Source organism: Commensalibacter papalotli (ex Servin-Garciduenas et al. 2014) (genome assembly GCF_000527695.1).
In the GTDB taxonomy this organism is placed as follows: Bacteria; Pseudomonadota; Alphaproteobacteria; order Acetobacterales; family Acetobacteraceae; genus Commensalibacter; species Commensalibacter papalotli.
Genome location: NZ_ATSX01000002.1, coordinates 128,331 through 148,474 on the forward strand (window position 1 = coordinate 128,331; position 20,144 = coordinate 148,474).

General features: G+C 36.3%; 16 protein-coding genes and 1 riboswitch. Of the genes, 8 read left to right on the plus strand and 8 right to left on the minus strand.

Translation table 11 applies throughout. From position 1 onward, the window contains the following. The first annotated feature begins 439 nt into the window (after positions 1-439). From pflB to COMX_RS07650, 3 genes are all read left to right on the plus strand, one after another. Entirely contained in the window at positions 440-2,722 is a 2,283-nt protein-coding gene (gene pflB / locus COMX_RS07640) for a formate C-acetyltransferase (protein WP_034339541.1), read from the plus strand. 110 nt (positions 2,723-2,832) lie between these two features. Further along, positions 2,833-3,582 (plus strand): pyruvate formate lyase 1-activating protein, encoded by a 750-nt coding sequence (gene pflA / locus COMX_RS07645; protein ID WP_034339544.1) that lies wholly within the window; start codon positions 2,833-2,835, stop codon positions 3,580-3,582. A gap of 139 nt (positions 3,583-3,721) precedes the next feature. Continuing rightward, positions 3,722-4,201 (plus strand): hypothetical protein, encoded by a 480-nt coding sequence (locus tag COMX_RS07650; RefSeq protein ID WP_034339549.1) that lies wholly within the window; start codon positions 3,722-3,724, stop codon positions 4,199-4,201. Between the two features lie 68 nt (positions 4,202-4,269). Here COMX_RS07650 and acnA read toward each other — a convergent pair whose 3' ends face one another. Beyond that, positions 4,270-6,954 carry an aconitate hydratase AcnA gene (acnA, locus tag COMX_RS07655; RefSeq protein ID WP_034339553.1) on the minus strand — a complete coding sequence of 895 codons (2,685 nt, stop codon included), beginning with the start codon at positions 6,952-6,954 and terminating at the stop codon, positions 4,270-4,272. Positions 6,955-7,158: 204 nt separating this feature from the next. Between acnA and ccmA the strand changes: the two genes are divergently transcribed. Together ccmA and ccmB are read left to right on the plus strand one after the other, a co-directional pair. After that, positions 7,159-7,770, plus strand: coding sequence for a heme ABC exporter ATP-binding protein CcmA (ccmA, locus tag COMX_RS07660; protein ID WP_084051563.1), 612 nt, complete (start codon positions 7,159-7,161; stop codon positions 7,768-7,770). 1 nt (position 7,771) lies between these two features. Beyond that, the gene (gene ccmB, locus COMX_RS07665) at positions 7,772-8,437 is read left to right on the plus strand and encodes a heme exporter protein CcmB (RefSeq protein WP_034339559.1); all 666 of its coding nucleotides are present in this window, start codon (positions 7,772-7,774) and stop codon (positions 8,435-8,437) included. Here ccmB and COMX_RS07670 read toward each other — a convergent pair. Continuing rightward, entirely contained in the window at positions 8,353-8,817 is a 465-nt protein-coding gene (locus COMX_RS07670) for a copper resistance protein CopC (protein ID WP_034339561.1), read from the minus strand. The two genes, ccmB and COMX_RS07670, sit on opposite strands and share 85 nt — an antisense overlap. Positions 8,818-8,936: 119 nt before the next feature. Here COMX_RS07670 and COMX_RS07675 point away from each other — a divergent pair, with 119 nt between their 5' ends. Then, positions 8,937-9,293: a hypothetical protein gene (locus tag COMX_RS07675; protein ID WP_034339563.1), complete on the plus strand. Its 357-nt coding sequence runs from the start codon at positions 8,937-8,939 to the stop codon at positions 9,291-9,293. 46 nt (positions 9,294-9,339) lie between these two features. Continuing rightward, positions 9,340-10,881, plus strand: a complete 1,542-nt coding sequence (locus COMX_RS07680; protein ID WP_034339566.1) for a hypothetical protein — start codon at positions 9,340-9,342, stop codon at positions 10,879-10,881. Positions 10,882-11,252: 371 nt separating this feature from the next. Here the strand turns inward: COMX_RS07680 and COMX_RS07685 are convergent, their stop codons facing one another. After that, positions 11,253-14,663 carry a S41 family peptidase gene (locus COMX_RS07685; protein ID WP_084051565.1) on the minus strand — a complete coding sequence of 1,137 codons (3,411 nt, stop codon included), beginning with the start codon at positions 14,661-14,663 and terminating at the stop codon, positions 11,253-11,255. A 773-nt stretch (positions 14,664-15,436) separates the two neighbouring features. Here COMX_RS07685 and COMX_RS07695 point away from each other — a divergent pair. Further along, entirely contained in the window at positions 15,437-15,691 is a 255-nt protein-coding gene (locus COMX_RS07695; protein ID WP_034339572.1) for a DUF3297 family protein, read from the plus strand. Between the two features lie 42 nt (positions 15,692-15,733). Here COMX_RS07695 and COMX_RS07700 read toward each other — a convergent pair whose 3' ends face one another. From COMX_RS07700 to COMX_RS07720, 5 genes are all read right to left on the minus strand, one after another. After that, a complete protein-coding gene (locus COMX_RS07700) occupies positions 15,734-16,471 on the minus strand; it encodes a dienelactone hydrolase family protein (RefSeq protein WP_034339574.1) in 738 nt (245 codons plus the stop codon). Between the two features lie 38 nt (positions 16,472-16,509). Then, a complete protein-coding gene (locus COMX_RS07705; protein ID WP_084051566.1) occupies positions 16,510-16,956 on the minus strand; it encodes an META domain-containing protein in 447 nt (148 codons plus the stop codon). A 259-nt stretch (positions 16,957-17,215) separates the two neighbouring features. Continuing rightward, entirely contained in the window at positions 17,216-17,590 is a 375-nt protein-coding gene (crcB, locus tag COMX_RS07710; RefSeq protein WP_034339579.1) for a fluoride efflux transporter CrcB, read from the minus strand. A 63-nt stretch (positions 17,591-17,653) separates the two neighbouring features. After that, positions 17,654-17,721, minus strand: a riboswitch (Fluoride riboswitch). 145 nt (positions 17,722-17,866) lie between these two features. Further along, the gene (locus tag COMX_RS07715; protein ID WP_431193827.1) at positions 17,867-19,309 is read right to left on the minus strand and encodes a Do family serine endopeptidase; all 1,443 of its coding nucleotides are present in this window, start codon (positions 19,307-19,309) and stop codon (positions 17,867-17,869) included. A 188-nt stretch (positions 19,310-19,497) separates the two neighbouring features. Next, positions 19,498-19,929: a nucleoside deaminase gene (locus COMX_RS07720; protein WP_034339581.1), complete on the minus strand. Its 432-nt coding sequence runs from the start codon at positions 19,927-19,929 to the stop codon at positions 19,498-19,500. Positions 19,930-20,144 lie beyond the last annotated feature (215 nt).

Here is a 20,144-nt window from a genome sequence, read left to right on the forward strand (position 1 = left end):
AGATATTTTTTTTCAAACAAAATATTAATGTAACAAATTTTGTAATTAATGATAAATTTAAAACATTAATTAATAAATATAACAGTTTAACCTTGAAAAGATTCAATTTTAATCTTAAAATGCTAATCACGATAACGTGTATCCAAGACGTTATAAGCGAACAGTAAACGTTGTATAGAGTTAAAATCTATGGAGAGACTGGCTAAGCATAAAATAAATTTATACTCCTCTTTTCCATCATTAAGAGGCTTCGCCAATCTACGCTGTTTTATTGAATTTTGTATATTCAAGAATATTTCTGCTTTTAAAGGCCTCTCTTATTTCTTCACAAATAAGCTTGAATATAATCCCAAAGAGATTTCAAAAAAGGATTTGCCTATCATTTTATAGCATAAATGAAAATGACTTTCTCTTATCTATTCTACTTAAGGAGATGAATATGTCTAACCTCACTGAAAAACAAACCGTTGCCTGGAAAGGCTTTAAAGGTCAATCTTGGCAAAGCAAAGTCGAAGTGCGCGACTTTATCCAAGACAATTACATTCCTTACGAAGGAGATGAGTCCTTTTTAGCTTCTGCTACCAAAGCAACAGATAAATTGTGGGCTGAGGTCATGGAAGGAATTAAAATCGAAAATGCTACCAAGGCCCCTTTGGATTTCGATACAAAAATTATATCAACCATTACTTCACATGACGCAGGATATATTGATCAATCTCTAGAGAAAATCGTTGGTCTGCAAACAGATAAGCCTCTAAAACGTGCGATTATGCCTAATGGTGGTATTCGTATGATTGAAAGCTCTTGTAAAGCATATGATAAAACCCTAGATCCAGAAGTTCTAGAAATCTTTACGAAATATCGTAAAACCCATAACCAAGGCGTGTTTGATATCTATACTCCTGAAATTATGGCTTGTCGTAAATCAGGTATTTTAACAGGGTTACCTGATGCTTATGGTCGTGGTCGTATTATTGGTGATTATCGCCGTGTTGCCCTATATGGTATTGACTTTTTAATGGCCGACAAACGTAAACAGTTTGATTCTTTGCAAGAAGATCTTGAAAATGGCAATAATCTAGAAGAAACCATTCGTAAACGCGAAGAAATTACAGATCAATATCATGCTTTAAATGATATGAAAATTATGGCAGCAACATATGGTTGCGACATTTCAGGTCCAGCAACAAACGCACAAGAAGCTATTCAATGGACCTATTTTGGATATTTAGCTGCGGTAAAATCTCAAAATGGTGCTGCCATGTCTTTAGGGCGCACTTCCACATTCTTGGATATTTATATTCAACGTGATCTTGATAATGGTGTTATTACCGAAGAGCAAGCTCAAGAATTCATTGATCATTTCGTCATGAAATTACGCATGGTTCGTTTCCTTCGTACACCAGAATATGATGAGCTTTTCTCTGGCGACCCGATTTGGGCAACAGAATCCGTTGGTGGTATGGGACTTGACGGTCGTACATTAGTTACCAAAAACTCTTTTCGTTTCTTAAATACCTTATACACAATGGGGCCTTCACCCGAACCCAATATTACGGTTTTATGGTCTGAAAAACTTCCACAAGCTTTTAAAGAATTTACCAGTAAAGTTTCCATCGATACATCATCTTTACAATATGAGAATGATGATCTGATGCGTCCAGATTTTAACAGTGATGATTATGCGATCGCTTGTTGTGTTAGCCCAATGGTTGTTGGGAAACAAATGCAGTTCTTTGGTGCACGTGCAAATCTTGCCAAAACCTTGCTTTATGTGATCAATGGTGGTGTTGATGAAAAATCCAAAGCTCAAGTTGGCCCTAAAACTGCCCCTATGATGGATGATGTGCTGGATTATGATAAAGTCATGGCTGGTATGGACAATTTTATGGATTGGTTAGCCAAAAGCTATGTCACAGCATTAAATTGTATTCACTACATGCATGACAAATATAGCTATGAAGCAGCTCTTATGGCATTACATGATCGTGACGTAGTTCGTACTATGGCTTGTGGTATTGCTGGGCTTTCCGTTGCTGCTGACTCTTTATCTGCAATCAAATACGCAAAAGTTCGTCCAATTCGTGATGAAAACGGTGTTGCTGTTGATTTCGAAATTGAAGGTGAATATCCTCAATTTGGTAATAATGATCCTCGTGTTGACGATATGGCTTGTGATCTTGTTGAACGTTTCATGAAAAAAATTAAGAAACTAAATACTTATCGCAATGCTATTCCAACGCAATCTGTGCTTACGATTACATCTAATGTTGTATATGGTAAGAAAACAGGCAATACACCTGATGGCCGTCGTTCTGGTGCCCCATTCGGGCCTGGTGCAAACCCGATGCATGGCCGTGATAAAAAAGGTGCTGTTGCTTCTTTGACTTCTGTTGCAAAACTCCCTTATGCATATGCCAAAGATGGGATCTCTTATACTTTCTCTATTATTCCAAATGCACTGGGTAAAGACGATTCCGTACGTAAAGCAAACTTAGCAGGTATGATGGATGGATATTTCCATCACAATGATAATCGCGAAGGTGGACAACATCTAAATGTGAACGTCTTTAACCGTGAAACGTTGGTTGATGCCCAAGAACATCCAGAAAAATATCCAAGCTTAACCATTCGTGTTTCTGGATATGCAGTACGTTTTAACTCTTTAACCAGAGAACAACAAAATGATGTAATTCATCGTACCTTTACAGCAAAGATGTAACTGAAATTCATTATTTTGATACCTATAAGATAATAAAGGAAGGTCCTGAGAGGGGCCTTTCTTTAAAAGAATAAAGCACTCTTTAAACATTACAAAATGAAAGTATAACCATGTCAGCAGACCTTATTACAGGACGCATTCATTCAGTTGAGTCTTTTGGTACGGTTGATGGGGATGGAATTCGTTTTATTGTTTTTGTCCAAGGTTGTTTAATGCAATGTTTATATTGTCATAATCCTGATGCATTAGATATTAAAGGGGGACGGATTGTCACAGTTCCAGAGTTAATGCAGGAAATTGTGACCTACAAAGCTTTTTTAAAGCCCAATGGTGGTGGGGTTACCGCCTCGGGTGGAGAAGCTGTATTACAAGCAAAATTTGTTACAGATTTTTTTAAAGCAGCACATAAAGAAGAACTCACCACTTGTCTTGATACAAATGGTTATGTTCGAGACTATAATCAAGATATCATTGACCTTGTCAATGAATCTGATCTTGTTATGCTTGATCTTAAACAAATGAATGACGAAATTCATAAAAAACTCACTGGGATATCCAACCAACACGCAAAACGATTTGCAGAGTATTTACATAAACAAAACCAACGCACATGGATACGTTATGTCGTAGTACCAGGATGGACAGATGACGATGAATCAGCACATTTACTGGGACAATTTACCAAAGATATGGATAATATTGAGCGTATAGAAATGTTGCCTTTCCATCAAATGGGCGCGCATAAATGGAAAACTTTAGGCAAAGTATATAAATTAGAAGGTGTCGAACCCCCATCTGCTGATACTTTAAAGCGATTACAATCTATTTTGCAAGGCTATGGGCATAAAGTTATTTACTGATCTTTATGATAAAATACAAAAGCCAATTGTATATCAGACACTATATTATCAAAAAAATGTTTCTTTAATTAAACTATTTTATAGCTATTATGTTTATATGTATATTCACTGAATGATAATGAATATAATAGGATTTCTTATGAAAAAAATATTAATTGCAGCAACTTTATTCATTGCTTTACCTATGAATCTTTATGCAGCAAATATAAAAAAACCTTTATCTTTTAACACTATAGAAGCTGCATCAAAAAGATTTTCTCCTTTTTTATGCAAAGGGGATATCGAGGGTCTAGTTAATGCAATGTCAGATTGTTTTGAAAATACGGATAGAACATCCCCTGAAATACAGCAATGTATTCTTGCTGATATTGGCATTACAAGCCAGATTTTATTAGATCATGAAAAAAGAGCCGCTCTGGGAAAACCCGATATTAGTCAAGAGTATCCTTTTTTATCTTCCTCAGCTTTCCAAAAACGCCTTAGTTACTACGTACTTCCACAATTTCCGAATAAACCATTAAAGCAAATTGTTAACTATTACAAACAAGATGCTGCTATTTTCTTAGTGCAACTGATGAATTCTTGTAAAAGTGCTGATACTAATCACTCTTCAAATTAAGAAAAACTATTAATAATAAAAAAAAAGGAGGCACAAAGCCTCCTTTTTAATGTTTATAACAACAAACCTTATTCAGCCATCAAACGAAGAACATAAGGTAAAATACCGCCATGACGGTAATATTCAACTTCTTCTTGAGTATCCACACGACAAACCAATGAAACATCTTGGCTAGAACCATCGGCACGATGAATACGCATTATCATTTTTTGGCGTGGCTGTAATGTTTCCACACCAAGAATATCAATTTGTTCATCGCCTCTGAGGTTCAATGTTTTACGTGTTGTGCCTTCTTCAAACAATAAAGGTAAAACGCCCATACCAACAAGGTTAGAACGATGAATACGCTCGAAACTTTCTGCCACAACCGCTTTTACACCCAAAAGATTTGTACCTTTTGCTGCCCAGTCACGAGAAGAACCCATACCATACTCTTTACCACCAAAGACAATTAACGGTGTATTTTCTTGCATATATTGCATAGCAACATCATAAATAGCGCCTTCTTTGCCATCTGGATAATGTTTACTATAACCACCTTCAACCCCTGGAACCATTTCATTGCGAATACGAATATTGGCAAAAGTTCCGCGCATCATCACCTCATGATTACCACGACGAGATCCATAAGAGTTAAAGTCACCTTCCCCAACACCATTCTCTGTCAAATATCTGCCTGCTGGTGAATCTTTACGAATAGAACCTGCTGGAGAAATATGATCAGTTGTGACATTATCAGCCAAGATTGCCAATACTCTTGCCCCCTTAATATCAGGACGTTTCGCTGGAGCTTCTTGACCCATTCCATCAAAATAAGGTGGGTTACGCACATACGTTGATTTTTCATTCCAACTATAAGTTTGAGACCCTGTTGCAACAGACAAAGCTTGCCATTCTTTAGGACCTTTTTCAACGCCATCATAGCCTTTAAGGAATTCTTTTTGAGTAATCGAGGAAGCCATTGCATCAGAAATTTCTTTGGCAGATGGCCAAATATCTTTCAAATAGATTTCTTTTCCATCTTTGGAAACACCAATTGGGTCTTTGGTAATATCTTTACGCAATGTTCCCAAAATCGCATAAGCAATGACCAATGGAGGACTTGCAAGATAGTTCGCACGAACGTTCGGAGAAATACGCCCTTCAAAATTACGGTTACCAGATAGAACGGCTGTGGCTACCATTTTATTATTTTCAATCGTATCAATGATATCATCTTCTAACGGACCTGAATTCCCAATGCAGGTTGTACATCCATATCCAACAATATTAAAGCCCAATGCGTTCAAAGGCTCGATTAAACCAGCATTTTCAAGATAATTCGTTGCAACTTTTGATCCAGGAGCCAAAGAAGTTTTAACCCAAGGTTTACGGGTTAATCCCAACGCATGCGCTTTTTTGGCCAATAAACCTGCGGCCATCATGACTTCTGCATTTGATGTATTGGTACAAGACGTAATCGCAGCAATAACAACAGAACCATGTTCTAATTCATAATCAGCATTTGCAACAGGATAAGATTTATCTTGATCTGGAACATTAAAGGTATCCGTTAATGCTTTTTCAAAAACCTTTGTTGCACTGGACAGATCAATACGATCTTGTGGGCGGCTGGGACCAGAAATAGATGGAACAACCGTACCAATATCAAGCTCCAAAGTATCCGTAAATTCTGGATCAACACTATTATTGTCACGGAACATACCTTGAGCTTTAAGATAAGCTTCCACTAATTTAATTTGATGTTCATCACGACCTGTTAAACGCAAATAATCAAGTGCTTGTTGGTCAACAGGGAAGAACCCACAAGTTGCCCCATATTCAGGTGCCATATTCGCAATCGTTGCACGGGTATAAAGTGGTAAATGATCCAAAGCTGGACCAAAAAATTCAACAAACTTACCAACAACGCCTTTTTTACGGAGCATTTCGGTAACTTTTAAAACCAAGTCTGTTGCAGTCACACCCGCAGCCAATTTACCTGTTAATTTAAACCCAATGACATCAGGAATTAACATCGTAATTGGTTGCCCTAGCATCGCTGCTTCGGCTTCAATACCACCAACACCCCAACCGAGAACACCAAGACCATTAATCATGGTTGTATGAGAATCTGTTCCGTATAAAGTGTCTGGATAAGCGTAAGTTTTACCATCTTCTTCATTATGCCAAACCACTTTAGCAATATGTTCCAAATTAACTTGGTGACAAATCCCGGTATCAGGTGGCACAACAGAGAAATCTTTAAATGCCTCCTGACCCCATCGTAAGAACGCATAACGTTCTGCATTACGTTTAAATTCCAACGTAATATTTTGTGTCAATGCAGTTGAAGAAGCTGAATAATCAACCATTACAGAATGATCAATCACTAGATTCACAGGAATTAATGGATTAACTTTTTGGGGATCACCTTTTAAATGGATCATACCTTCACGCATTGCAGCCAAATCCACAACGGCTGGAACACCAGTAAAATCTTGCATTAAAATACGAGCAGGACGAAATGGGACTTCAGAATCACTACGATGGTTTTTTAACCATTCGACAACTGACTTGGCATTTTCAACTGTAAAAGCTTTACCATTCTCAAAGCGCAAAATATTTTCTAGTAATACTTTTAATGTATTTGGTAAATGCTTTACCGATCCTATATGTTTTTCTGCTTCTGGCAAAGAAAAATAATGATAGGTTTTTCCATCAACATCCAATGTGCGGAGAGTTTTTAAGCTGTCTTGGCCTATCAATTTCATAATGGCATCCTTAATTTTTATATTTTATTTCTGAACAATGAATAGATTAAACTATTTTTTTGAATTTATCACTTATCATATAGTTTTTATATCTCGAATAGAATAAAAGCAATTATGAGAGCTGTATTGTTTTTTCACTTACGTGTGTACTAAACCATCAAAAGGATCTAAACGCTGTCGATAAAACCCACTAATATTTTTAAAATTGACAATATCAGTGCTTTTCGTGGAGAAAAATTGATTTTTAAAAAAGTCAACTTCTCTCTCTCCTCTGGCCAGTCTTTGATCATCCAAGGACCAAATGGTGCAGGCAAAAGCACATTATTACGAGTATTAGCAGGGTTAAGGTCAATTGATGCTGGAACAATCACCTGGAATAACGATAATATTACCGAGCATTACACAGAACAAACCCAACGCATTGCTTGGCTTAGCCATCAAGACTCTTTAAAACCTGCTTTGACCGTCAAAGAGAACCTCCAATTGATCAGTCAGCTTTATCAAACAGATATTGAATCCGCTCTTAAAACCATCAAAATTGATCATATGGCAGATATTCCTGCTCGTATGTTATCCGCAGGGCAAAAACGACGTACAGCCCTGGCTCGTATTTTATTAAAACCTGCACAATTATGGTTACTAGACGAACCATCCGTTGGTCTGGATCAAGAAACTATTGAACTATTAGGACATATCTTTAAAGATTTCACTAATCAAGGCGGAATGATCATTACCACAACACATGTTCCTCTTCCTTTGGAAAACAGTAAAATTCTTTACCTTACCCCCTCTATTTCTGTGGCACGGCCTTTGTAACATGCGTATTTTTTTCCTCTTTATTCGCCGTGAAATACAACTATCCCTCAGGTACAGCACAGATAGTCTGGGTACAATTTTATTTTTTATTTTAACAGCGTCTTTATTCCCTTTAGCTTTGGGGCCAGAACCACAATTACTACGCCAAATGGCTCCGGGAATTCTTTGGGTGTGTATTTTACTAGCTGCTTTATTACCCATAGAACGCTTGTTTAATCATGAATATGAAGACGGATCTTTGGAACAACTCTTGTTGCTCGGCCTGCCCGCTTATGGAGTCGCATTAGCGAAAATGACAGGGCATTGGTTAACCACAGGGTTACCTTTGCTCATTGCCAGTATCCCCTTGGCATTCATGTTTGATTTGCCTTATAAGACTATTCCTTTGCTATTATTCAGCCTTATGATTGGCACAGCATGTTTATCCTTATTAGGGGGCATGGCAACTTGTATTGCTCTTGGAGCTAGAAGGAACGCTTTTTTATTACCGTTACTCACCTTCCCTCTACTGACCCCGATTTTAATCTTTGGTGCTATGGTAACTGATGCACAGCTTCATCACCTCAACTTTATACCCCATCTTCAGTTACTAGGGGCTTGCTTTGCATTGGCATTACCACTTTGCCCATTTGTTGCAGGGGCTGGGCTTAAACTTGCTGTAGAATGATCATTCTGAGGTGCATTGCCTAAAACAATAAACGGAATTTCACCAGAGCTTTCCTCCCCTTTCCACGTCCAGATCTGCCACTGTAATTTATACTTGCCGGCTTTTAACGGATACGTTGTTTTAACCTCTGTATGATCCAAAGATACTGTTGCAGGAATTAACTTTGGCTCCCCTGTTTCCCCGACCAATAATAGCCTGCTGCGAAAAGGGTTAAACTCATGATCATATTTAACCATGATCTCTTGATTACCTGCTTGTAAAATTTGATTGGCTTTTGGAATAGAACTTTTCACGTCAATCGCATAAGCAGATATTCCACTCGTGATTACTCCCACCGCTGCGATCAAAGAAAAACATATCCTTTTATTATTTTTTTGCACTTTTTTATCCTTTATTTATAAAAAAGAATTTATTCCTTTTGCATCCTAAGCTATCTTGTTCCTCGAAAACAATATTATTCTTTGTATTCTGTGCTTTATTATAGGAAATATCCAGTATCATGTCTTGCCAACATATCGCTTTATTAACTGTTTTTGGAATATGTTTTGCCAGTTTTTCTGGATCATATTCCGCCCTTGCGAATTATAAAAGATGTTGGATTGATAATGGGATTGCAACCATTAACTGTAATCCAGGAGATGGTCATTATTATATCAAAGAAAAAGATCACTATAAAAAATGTACAGTAGCCAGTGGAGCACTCAAAAAAGATTGCAAGCAAGAAGACGGGTTTGCCATGATCCTAACCGATCATCGCTGGTATCAATGCCCTATTCAAAATGGTAAAAATTTGGATCACTGTACCCTTGCCACTGGATATTACACAATTTTTGTTCCGCATTTCCCATTACTATAAAATACTGTATAAATACGATTAAGTTAATCAAAGGAATAATATAATAATGCGCATCTTGATATTAGGGACATCCAATTCAATTATCTACCCTGGGTGGGTTTATGGCCTTCGCCAATCTCTTCCAGACGCTACAATAGAAAACATGTCGATTGGCGCCTCTCCAGGAATTCAGTTTAGTGTAAATCTTGAGAAAACTAACTTTGCAGATTATGATTTTGTTTTTTTTGATAGCATACCCAATGATCAAACATATCATGATCAAAACTTAATACATTATGATGCAAAAAACACAGCATTCTTTCATCAAATAACTTTTGAAATTATTAAAAGAATTGCCAGTGAAACCAAGCTTATTGTTTTATGTATAGAAGAACAAGCTTACTTTAACTGTAATTCAGAATTTTATAATAACCGTATAGCCTTTGCCCGAAATGCTAACGCTTATTTTGTAGATACAAAGCCTCTTATTAACACGTTTGTTAAAGCAAACGGTATTAACCCTGATATTATTTATGATTACCATCCCTCACATCCAGATAGATGTATAATGAATATTATTGGTAATTCAATTGGTGAGCATTTATCAGCTTTATCTGATGATAATTTTATTCCATTACCCACCAAAAAACAAAATCCCTTTTCTTATTGGTGGCCTACGGATCAGTACCCTCAAAAATTATACACAAATTCATTGGTAAGTGATATCTATACGATTTTAGGTGATGGAAATAACATTCGTTTTAATGATGCAAAATTGCTGATTGGTTTTTATATTAATATTACAAAAACAAATTGTATTATGGATTTGTTTTTCAATAACCAACGTGTTTTTTCAATCGCTCTCAACTATGCTCATGCAGATAATATTGTTAAAATTTTTGTACCAATACCAGAAAGCCTCTTAGTTGATGAAATCCGTATACGCCCAGCAACAAATGAAAATGTTGATTATCATGGTTTGGGTTCCAGAAAAGAGCCTCATCCAGAAGAAAATACAACAATTGCAGTCACTGGTTTTACCTTCTGCCATCCAGAGCTTTTGGATACAACACCTTTTCTTTTTCAAAAATCAGAAATTATCAATCAATTTGATTGTGAGAAACTTCAAAAAAAACTAGAACAAGATTTCAATAAAAATTCTCAACATAAGAAGATATTCCTTATCAAACCAAATACTGGTGCTGATATCATACAAAAAAATATTTTCTTTGATAAAAATGTAAAAACAGAAAACAAAACACTAGCACTTTTTAGCTATAATGAAAGCATTTTGTGCTATAATACAGTAGATAATCTATTCCAGCCTTTTAAACTCGATAAAATTGGATTACCAGATATTTATGTTGTCAATATTGCATCCCTAGGCAACAATAAAATTAAATTTTTCATTAAAATCTGTAACAATATTTTCTATGTTGATCCTTTTCACTCACATGATGGTATCATCAATTATGAATGCCATTACGACAGATTATTATTTAAAAAAGATGATGCGCATTTATGTGCCGATAACAATAATGTTGTTACAATCACTCATGGTAATTGGGAGCACCTTCAATTATTTCAAGTCGGTTGCATCGTAAATTAAAGTATATATCTATCAAAGGGTTATTTTATTGATTAAATAATCCTTTGATATTGCTGCATATAATCTTGCTATTTTAATATAATTACCGTTCAAATTACATTAATACTAATACACAATATTGATAAAAATATATCCCCAATAAGATTAAGTGTCTGAATGGCTTGCTGGTTACATATTTACTCTATCAAAGTACTCAATTACTATTTTTTCTGGAACATGAACCCCAGAGAAAAAAGTATTTTATCATGGCTTTTTTCTACAGTTATATTTCTTACCTTAATAAAATATTAGTTCGTTTTATCAAGTAATCACCAAGATATAATAAAAGGCATATTTATAAAAATAATGCCTTTTATTAAAAATATTTTATTTTAGTTTTTACTAGGATGATCCTTTGCAAAAGGTTCCCCTTGAGGGGGATAAGCCGTATCCCAACTTGGAGGGTTAGGCAAAGAAACTGGATGATCTTTTAATTCTTTGAGTAAATAATTAACCGCTGTTTCAAGCTGACGATCTTTCCCCTCCTGTAACTCACCAGGCGTATTTTCGACTTCGATATCAGGCTCTACGCCATGATCTTCAATAATCCATTCAGAATTTAAACCATACAAACTTTCCTCTGGAATGGTAATATACCCACCATCACGTAAAGGCCAATATCCACGAATACCGCGCACACCGCCCCATGTGCGCTTACCAATCACTTTTCCCAATCCATATTTGCGGAAATAATAAGGGAAAATATCGCCATCAGACGCAGAATATTGATTAACCAACGTTACTTTTGGACCATGAATCAACTGTTGAGGCAAGGTTGCTTGCATATTTTCACGATTAGTGGTCATTCCAACTAATATTCTACGCAATCTTTCCAGCAATATTTGATCAATGAAGCCACCACCATTCCAACGATCATCAATAATAACTGCTTCTTTATCCAACTGAGAATAGAATTGGCGAATAAATTGCTGCATTCCCAGCTCTTCCATATCAGAAAGATAAATATAAGCAATTTTACCCCCAGATAAACGATCAACTAACTCGCGATTATGCTCTACCCATGCTCTTTCTTTTAAAGAAAGTTCATTTTTAAGCGTATTGACTTCAACTGTTTTGACTTTACCTGAGTCTTTATCCTCGAAAGAAAGCTGAACAGGATTAGAAACACCAACAAAGAATTGATATGGATTTACATTACCTTTGACCTCTTGCCCATTCACAGACAATAAATAATCGCTCTCATGAATATTCAAACCTGGTTCTGTCAAGGGGCTGCGATATTGTTTACGACTGTTATCCCCTTGATAAATTTTAGCCAATGCATACCGCTCTCTTTGTGCGTCATAAGCAAAATCAACACCTAATAAAGCCGTGGGAACAGCTTTAACTGGATCTTGTTGATCCCCACCGCCGACATAAGTATGAGAATTACCAATCTCACCAACCATTTGCCCGATAATATAATTTACATCAGCACGAGAGCCAGCCAAAGGAATCAACGCTGCGTATTTATCATGAACTGCTTGCCAATCTTGACCATTCATTTTAGGATTTACAAATAAATCCCGTTGCAGACGCCAAGCATTTTCAAACATTTCCTTCCATTCTTTAGATGGCTCTATACGCATGCGCATAGAGCTAACATCCAAAGTTTTATCATCTGCATGTTTTTCTTTGGCATCAGCAATAATCCAAGAGTCTTTTTGATTATATAAAACCTTCTTTCCATCATAGGAAAGGCTATAATTATCAATGCCTTTTTCAATGACTGTATCTTTGCGTTCTTTTAAATCATAGACGTGTAACTCAGGCTTCTCACCAGAAAATTCCCCTGACATAGTTTGAGGAGGAGACAATAAATAATAAATCTTGTCCCCAACAGCCTGCATATCGGTAATTTCTCCACCCGTCATTGGCACAGGCACAATTCGATCTTCAAATCCCTTCGTCTCAATTTTTATCGATGAAACTGCATCTTTTTTATTATCATTACCAGCTTGCTCTTTGGTCTCTTTAACAATTTGTCCTTCATCTGAACGTGCCGCAAAAGGTGAAGGTGTTTCTAAGCTCAATGTAGCAATGTAAATCCCAGCACTTTTTACAGTTAACGCATTCATTTCATTATCTGCAAAAACGGTATTTTCATAACGATTAGAAACAAAATATAAATATTTACCATCCGAGGAAAACACAGGTAAATAATCATTATTTTGACCCAAAGTTAGTCGAGAAGGCATGTTTTTTTCAATATTATACACCCACAATGCACGTTGTTGATTGAGTTGTGTTAAGCTATAAACTACCCATTTTCCATCAGGGGAAAAATTAAAATCATGAATTTCAGCATTACGGTCAACAGCAATTTTCTTTAAATCACTACCATCATTATTAACCAGCCACAAATTATGATTACCATCTGAAAAAGCTAGTTTTTTACCGTCAGGAGAAAAACGAGGCGCATAATAATACCCTATTTTAAAATCAGTTAAGATTTTTTCTTCACCTCCAACAGATGGACGAATAGCAATATTTTGCTCACCATTTTTATCCGTTGTATAAGCAATCCATTGCCCATCAGGAGACCATACTGGATGATCTGCATCGACATCACTGGAATAAATTAAATTACGAATAGCCCCGTGCTCAACTGGAACCGTAAATATGTTTCCTCGAGCAGCAAAAGCAGCACGTTTCCCATTTGGAGAAATCGAGTAATCGGGTTGTTGTGCAGCGTCAATTTTGCGAATGGAGTCACTTACATCCACAAACCGTGGCATTGTGCGGGTGCCATCATCTGGTACTTTGACTGCAACCGTATGAAGTTGTTCTGAAGGTAAATCCAACACATAAAGCTTACCTCCTTGTTGGAAAACAATCCCATTATCCCCAAGTGATGGAAAATCGATATCATAATCTGTAAAATGCGTAACTTGCTTCTGTTGGCCTGTTGCTTTGTCATAGACCCACAGATTTAAACGACGATTTGAATCTCGGTCAGACAAGAAATAGATCTTATTTTGATACCACATCGGGATGGTATCTGTACCTTTCCAATGGGTAATTTGATCTAGCTTTTTCGTATCAAAATTATAGGTATAAACATCTTGTGCTAATCCCCCATCATACCGTTTCCATGTGCGGAAATCACGATAAATACGGGTATAAGCAATCTCTTTATCCGAAGGGCCATAACTGATAAAGCCAGAGCGATCCAATGGTAATTGTTGCGGTAACCCACCATCAATTGAAATTTTGAAAGGCAAGCTAATCCAACTATTCCACGCATTACGACGTGATAGAAAAACGATTTCCTTTGAGTCTGGTGTCCAAGTTACCACCATATTATCAGGACCCCACCGTTCAGGAGCCGATGCAACTACATCAGAGTGATACGTTAATCTTTTTACTGCTCCACCAGCAGCAGGCATCAAATAAACATCCCGATTTCCCTGATAGCTGCCTGTAAAAGCCAACCATTTGCCATCTGGGGAAAAACGAGGCATTAAATCTTCACCAAGATCAGTGGTCAAACGACGCGCAACCCCACCTGTTTTAGAAACCTCCCACACATTACCACGTGCCACAAATGCAATTTTATCCCCATGCAATGTTGGGTACCGCATCAAAGCCTGTTCTGTTGCTATTTTTTTTTCTGATTTTTGCTCAATTTTTGGGTCTTCTTGCGCCCATGCAGACACAGAAATCATACCATATCCAATGGCTCCAGCTTGCACCAACATGGTGCTTAGTAATAATCTCTTCCATCGACCGATCCGAACCATTGGTATTCTTTCCTCTTGATGTAAAATATCTTTATATTCGCTGCTGTAAATTACAAATTAATTGCATAAACAACTCTATTAAATCTGATGTGGCTTGACAAATAAAATATATGTAAAATTGAATACTAACAAATAACAATATCTTATTCTGAGTTACAACCAGGAAAAACCAATTACGCAAGATGAAGAAAATCTCAAAGAACTTCTGATTCATTTCGTTCCAGACTTTGGCACACAATGGAATAAAATTGAACGAGAAATAAATATTAAAAATGACGCGGAAAAAGATTATGAAACAAAAACCAATTAGTTTTCTATCATTAAAGAGCTGAGATACCCATTATATGAAAAATACTGTACGGATAAAAAACGTGCTTATGGTGGCAAAGAAAATTATAGTAGTTCTGGACTTCCAGCCAAATATAATGGGATCGAAAATCCGACAAAGACTTGTGTTGAACTTAAAACCAAAAATCAAGCCGAAATCTATATTAAAACCAATACAGATATATTTTAGGATGAATATCTCTTTATTCTATTAAAAAACAAAACATATGGAAAATCAATAGTTATAAAGATCGTCGATATGGTAAACCAGAATGGAAAACAGCAATCTTATAAATTCTTCATTATGCATGCTCTTTCAATAATATTTTTTATCACCCATAATATTCGCTAAAGCTTCTATTTAAAAATAAAATACTTGTCAGGATCAATTTTTTATTTGTAATAGAAAGTAATAGTTTTAGATCAATCAACAAGGAATCTTTATCATGACCGATACCCTTCCCGATCGTTTATCTGCCGATCCAAGCAGCCCTTTTTATAACGAAGAATTGCTGAACCGTGGGGTTGGTATTCGTTTCAAAGGTGTTGAAAAAGACAATATCTTGGAATATTGCGTCAGCGAACAATGGGTCAAAGTAACCGTTGGTAATACCACAAAACGAGATGGCACACCGATGACCATGAAATTAAACGGTCCCGTTGAGGCTTACGTCAAAGAAAAAACAGACGAAGATAAATAATTACAAAAGCATTATACCAAAAGTATAATGCTTTTTATTTGCCTATAAATTACGTGCAAATAAGCTAATAACTAACCCCATACAGGTTTGAAATAACGCAGCATCATAACGTGGACCCTCATCGCGTAAAAAGGCATGCTGGGCATTGAATTCATGCCACTCATAAGAAGCTTCTGCTTTGTACAAAGCTTGTTGAATTTGAAGTCTACCTTCAAAAGGAACATGTGGATCTTGTCTGCCAAAAACAAACATAGTTTCCCCTTTTAATTCTGACAAACGATGAATAGTATCATCTTTTTTTCCTTGACCAAGTGTTGAATCATGCACGTTTGTTGCATAGAAACACGCTGCAGCCAACACGTTTGGATGTAATGCTGCGCGCAATGCCAAGTGTCCACCTAAACAAACTCCCATTGTACCAACTTTGCCATTGCAATGTTCATAAGTTTTAGCCCATTCTATCACCGTATATGCATCCGAATCATAGGCTGAAATTGGCTTTTCAAATTTTAAGCAATTTCCTCGGTCTGTGCCCTCTTTGTCATATTCAAACACTGTCCCTAAAGGCTCATATTCATGATAAACTTCTGGTACAATCACAATATATCCTTGCCCAGCTATATAAGATGCCAGCCTACGAATAGGTTGTGTAACTTGATAAATCTCGGAATAAAAAATAACACTAGAATATTTTCCTTCTGCAACGGGACGAAAAATATGACAACGCATTAATCCTGTTGGGGTTTTTAAATCAATCGTTTCATCTGTTTTAATAATCATCTATTTACCTTCAACAACAAGTCACAAATTTATAGTTTTTATTTAGCCCAACGCGCAATAATCAAAGATTGATTTTGTGCATCTTTTAATCGCAAGATTTTTCCATGAATCGAATAAGATTTAATAGATTTTAAATAACTAAAAAAAAGCTTATCTTGTGCATTCACATCATCAGAAAGGCATGTTTCATGTGTTGTAATCACATCTTTAATGGTAACAACATTATTTTTATTTTCAAACTTTGCCATAAACTTATTACATAATCCACGCCCTGTCACTTTGTGCGTATATGGATTAAAAGAAATAGCAACATAATTCTTTTCCCCTTGATAGGTTTGAATTGTTTTTGTCTGATTATGCAATTTCTCTATACGCCAAACTGATTCATTAAAAGGGGCAGATCCTTCAGACGGTTGAGCAAAGACTTCTTCACCGCCTAAGAGCATTATCATTATAAAAAAACAGGCTGCTATATTCCTTAGCATATTTAACCAATCCTATTAAAAATATAAATTATAGTGTCATATTATGATCAATCGATAAAGATATCTCTGATAAAAACATTACATACTCAACCTACAATAATTATGACTAAAAATATTTATTATATTTGTTTGCTTTGATTTTAATCATACGATGCAATTTTTTTGGAAGATTATTTATATAATTGGTTTGTTAGTTAATTAATTACCATAATCACTATGGTCAAAATATAAGATTAAACAGAGAAGACCTTTATACTTATTACCGCAAAGAATAAACCGTCATCATTCCCAAGATGGTTAATGCAACAGAGCATACAACATGGGTCACAATTTCTGTTCCAGCCCAAAAAAAACGTCCTTGTTGCAAAGACATCGCAATTTCAGCAGAAAAAGTAGAAAATGTAGAAAGTCCGCCCAAAAATCCTGTAATAATAAATAATCGCCATGGAGCCAAAGCGGGTATCAATAAAAACACCGCCATAGAAACGCCAATTAGATATCCTGCAATACAATTGGCCGCAAATGTTCCCAAAGGCATATAAGGAAATAAAGCGTTAAGCGATAATCCCAACCACCAACGCAGCAAACATCCCAAAGCCCCACCAATACTGATCATGATAACTGAATTAAACATATGCCTATCCTTATAAAATAATCTGCCAGATAGGTACAGACCTACGCATCCGTACAAAACCGGCCCCGCGTAGATATCATTATCCGCTTAAAGCGGCGGTTTACAAGGAGGATATCATCTCCTATTTCATTAATATTATTAAGTAATCCAATCAAAAAAAACTGTCAAAAGATTTTTCCATTGTACCTTAAAATATTAAAAACCACATTTAATTATATAAGGCCGAACTCATACTAAATTCGGCCTTATAAAAATAATCTATTTGTTTGCTACAAATTAATCATTATCACCAGATGTAACAGGAACAAAAAGACTTTGTCCGCCACGAACAATACGCAATAAAACATTTGTGTCTTTTTTCAAAACACTGGCAATTGTATCTGTAGCTGCACTGGGGTTATCAACAGGATGATTATCCACCGAAACAATCACATCCCCTGTTTGTAATCCTGCACGATCAGCAGGAGAGTTACTTTTAATCCCACTTATTACAACCCCTTTTACTGTTTCTTCAACCCCAATTTGTTGTCTGATATCAGGGGTTAAAGGAGACAAAGCAACCCCAATATTACTGGGCTTTTTAACGATTTCTTTATTATCTTGCTTGTCATCATTTAAATTAGCAACTTTAATGGTGATGTCTTTTTTTACACCATCACGTAAAACAACCAGTTTAATTGTGGTTCCTGGTATGATACTTGCTACTCGAACTGCTAATTCACGAGGATCTTTAACATCTTTACCATCCAAACTTAACACCACATCCCCAACATTCAGCCCTCCTTTTTCAGCAGGGCTATCTGGAGAAATTGATGCAATCAAGGCGCCTTGTGGCGCTTTATCATGATCAACAGCAGGCAGTTTTAATGCCTTAATCATAGAAGAAGTTACCGATTGTGCTGCAACACCGATATAACCACGGGTCACATGACCATTTTTCTCTAGCTGGCCGATAATGCTCTTAACCGTATTCGATGGAATGGCAAACCCAATTCCAATAGATCCCCCTGATGGGGATAAAATTGCGGTATTCACACCAATCACTTTACCATCCTGAGAGAATAAAGGTCCTCCAGAGTTTCCTCGATTAATCGGTGCGTCAATTTGAATAAAAGAATCATAAGGACCATCACCAATATCTCTTCCACGTGCAGATACAATTCCCGCTGTTACCGTTCCCCCAAGACCATATGGATCACCCACAGCAACGACCCATTCCCCTGCCTCGACACCATTAGAATCGCCAAGTTGTATAAATGAAAACGGTTTATCTGATTTAATTTTCAATAATGCCAAATCTGTTTTTGGATCAAGGCCGATAATTTTTGCTTGATATTTTGAACCATCTTCAAGGGAAACTGTAATGATTTTTGCCCCTTTAACAACATGATTATTAGTAACTACATACCCATCAGGGGAAATAATAAACCCAGACCCTCGAGCCTCTATAATTTGTTTAGGCATTTGCTGAGGAAACATAGGAAAGGGAAAGGGCGATGAAAACCCACCACCTGGAAAGTTTCCTCCATCAGGAAAACCGCTAATCATTTGATCATCGCCACCAGCCGTCATCTTTGAGGTAATAGATACCACCGCAGGTCTGACCTGTTTAACCAAATTCACAAAATTAGGAAGATTTTGTGTCGAGGTAACAGGTTTAATCGCCCCAGCATGTTCATTTAACAAATCAGCAGCACGAGCAGAATTTACATTCACCATAGAAATAGAGCTGCCAACTAATAATGAGGCTAAAAGTCCTTGCTTTATATATGGAGTTACCTGAGAAAAAGCTTTAACCAATTTGTTTTTATCTGAAATATTAATCATTCAACACCTATTTTTTAAATTCATTTAAATGAATACAGACTTAATATGATTGATAATTATGGCAAAAATTAACAAAATATTTATCGAAGAGATTGAAAAAAAAATCTAAGTAACTTTTGACTTTCTTGCTCTCTTACCCCAGCAATAATTTCTGGACAATGCAACGTTTGTCGATGGGAAAATAAACAAGCCCCATGATCTATCCCACCACCCTTAGGGTCATAAGCTCCAAATACTATACGCTCCACCCGATAATGCATCGCGGCGGCTGCACACATTGGACAAGGCTCTAAATTTACAACCAACGTATACCCAACCAGGCGTTTTTTATTGAGAATTGCACATGCTTCTTTAAGCGCCAACATTTCTGCATGCGCTGTAGGATCTTGTAATTGCTCTACCTGATTAAAAGCTTGGGAAATGATTTGTCTATCTGATGAGAGAACTAAAGCCCCCACTGGAACTTCTCCTTTATTAAAAGCTTTATTAGCTAGCTCTAACGCTTGATCCATTCTCCAATAAGAAGATATGCGGCTTTGCAATGACCTATTACCTTATAATAATTAAAGAAAAATTTATTTTTCCTGTTTAGACTAAACGCTCAATATTCATATCTTGAATTATCATTAAAAAGCCTTTTTTTAATCTGTGTATAAACATAAACCAAACCTATAACACTTTTAAAATGATCTACTTAGGAAACTTAATATGTATTGTTGCCATTACG

Bases quoted from the DNA above. Each gene is read 5' to 3' on its own strand.
- crcB (WP_034339579.1), bottom strand. From the start codon at position 17,590: ATGTTTAATTCAGTTATCATGATCAGTATTGGTGGGGCTTTGGGATGT.
- COMX_RS07715 (WP_431193827.1), bottom strand. From the start codon at position 19,309: ATGGTGAATGTAAATTCTGCTCGTGCTGCTGATTTGTTAAATGAACAT.
- COMX_RS07720 (WP_034339581.1), bottom strand. From the start codon at position 19,929: ATGGATCAAGCGTTAGAGCTAGCTAATAAAGCTTTTAATAAAGGAGAA.
- COMX_RS07675 (WP_034339563.1), top strand. From the start codon at position 8,937: ATGTCTTGCCAACATATCGCTTTATTAACTGTTTTTGGAATATGTTTT.
- COMX_RS07650 (WP_034339549.1), top strand. From the start codon at position 3,722: ATGAAAAAAATATTAATTGCAGCAACTTTATTCATTGCTTTACCTATG.
- COMX_RS07680 (WP_034339566.1), top strand. From the start codon at position 9,340: ATGCGCATCTTGATATTAGGGACATCCAATTCAATTATCTACCCTGGG.
- COMX_RS07685 (WP_084051565.1), bottom strand. From the start codon at position 14,663: ATGGTTCGGATCGGTCGATGGAAGAGATTATTACTAAGCACCATGTTG.
- pflA (WP_034339544.1), top strand. From the start codon at position 2,833: ATGTCAGCAGACCTTATTACAGGACGCATTCATTCAGTTGAGTCTTTT.
- ccmB (WP_034339559.1), top strand. From the start codon at position 7,772: ATGCGTATTTTTTTCCTCTTTATTCGCCGTGAAATACAACTATCCCTC.
- COMX_RS07700 (WP_034339574.1), bottom strand. From the start codon at position 16,471: ATGATTATTAAAACAGATGAAACGATTGATTTAAAAACCCCAACAGGA.
- pflB (WP_034339541.1), top strand. From the start codon at position 440: ATGTCTAACCTCACTGAAAAACAAACCGTTGCCTGGAAAGGCTTTAAA.
- COMX_RS07705 (WP_084051566.1), bottom strand. From the start codon at position 16,956: ATGCTAAGGAATATAGCAGCCTGTTTTTTTATAATGATAATGCTCTTA.
- COMX_RS07695 (WP_034339572.1), top strand. From the start codon at position 15,437: ATGACCGATACCCTTCCCGATCGTTTATCTGCCGATCCAAGCAGCCCT.
- acnA (WP_034339553.1), bottom strand. From the start codon at position 6,954: ATGAAATTGATAGGCCAAGACAGCTTAAAAACTCTCCGCACATTGGAT.